Annotated in this window: 2 protein-coding genes; both read right to left on the reverse strand. The window is 44.5% G+C overall.

Annotated features, from left to right (window positions below; genetic code table 11):
- Positions 1–833, reverse strand: an 833-nt coding sequence (locus Q7P05_RS00650; protein WP_303930037.1) for an iron ABC transporter permease, incomplete at its 3' end; no start/stop codon positions are given.
- Positions 826–1,483, reverse strand: a 658-nt coding sequence (locus Q7P05_RS00655; protein WP_303930038.1) for an ABC transporter substrate-binding protein, incomplete at its 5' end; no start/stop codon positions are given. The genes Q7P05_RS00655 and Q7P05_RS00650, both read right to left, overlap by 8 nt.

Genomic DNA, 1,483 nt, shown 5'->3' on the forward strand with positions numbered 1-1,483 from the left:
ATATGAGGTACCACTAAACCTACGAAACCGATGGAACCACTGACGCATACAGCAGTAGCAGTAACGACAGATGATAAGAATAGGAATAGCATGCGATACACCATAACAGGCACACCTAAGGCACGAGCCTCTGTATCGCCAAGAACGAGCACGTTCAGATGACGACCGAGCAGCATTAAAATCACACTACCCGACATGATAGGTCCAACTGCCAATAGAACATGGTCCCAACGGCGGAAATCGAGGCCCCCTACCATCCAGAATAGGAATTCACGCAATCGATATTCATTGATCATCGTCAAGATACCAGAGGTGAAAGCCCCTAATAACATACTTACGGCTACACCTGCTAACAATAAGGTTGTCGTATCTAGCTTGTTATTACGCAAGGTCAAAAGAATGGTAATACCCACGGATACAAAGGCCCCTACGAAAGCAAAGGCAGGCATATAAAACATCCCTAAGGATGTAAATCCAAGGGCGATGGCAATAACGGCACCAAGTGATGCACCTGCAGATACGCCCATAATACCTGGATCCGCTAGTGGGTTTGAGAACACCCCTTGCATAACCGCACCAGCTAGTGCCAAGGCACCACCTACGAGAAGGCCGATGATAAGACGTGGCATGCGAATAAACCACAATACCGCCTCTTGTTCAGCTGTAATCGGCTCTGTGAAGTGTACAGGTATACCCATACCATTCAAAATACTTTGTATGCCCCCACCAATAGGAATCATGATGGTTCCTAGGTGTAGAGCTAATAGACTCACAATACACAGCAATACCCCAATTATGGCAATTGCCATGATACGTTGTTTCTGTTTAGTCATGAGAATTCCTTTCTAACTGAGGATACACTGTATGCATAATGGCTAACATCGCTTCACCAATATGCTGATTCATTGTATATAAGTATGCTGCAGGCAATGGTTTAACCCTATGTTCCCGTACAGCTGACAAATTTTGAAAAGCTGGATTATCTAAATATCGACTGGCTAACGTCTTATCCATCCCCTTATAGGATGGAATAAAAATATAATCCGGCTCCATGGCTATGACTCGTTCATCCCCAAAGGGTGTCCGTGGTGGCAATCCTAAAAGGTCAGGTGCATTATAGATACTCATATACTTACACATATCGTCAAATAAACTACCTGTCCCTGTATAACCATCCATAGAGGATACAAAGAGGACACTTTTACGCTGGTCCTCAGGAATAGAGTCACCTAGCCTTTTCATCTCATCTATTTCACGACGAATCTTCTGGGTATAGAATTGACCCTTTTCATCCTCCCCAACTACATGCGCAATATCCGTCACATTTTGAATGACTTCCTCTACCGTAGACGGTGTCGGTACTACAACAGTAGGTATACCCATGTGGCGCAAACCGTCAATAACATCTGCACTCGTGTAATCTGGAGCGATGACGAGATCTGGTTTCAAGGCTATAACTTTCTCCAATGGATAGGAACCCAAC

The organism is Veillonella dispar (assembly GCF_937975875.1).
Lineage (GTDB): Bacteria > Bacillota > Negativicutes > Veillonellales > Veillonellaceae > Veillonella > Veillonella dispar_B.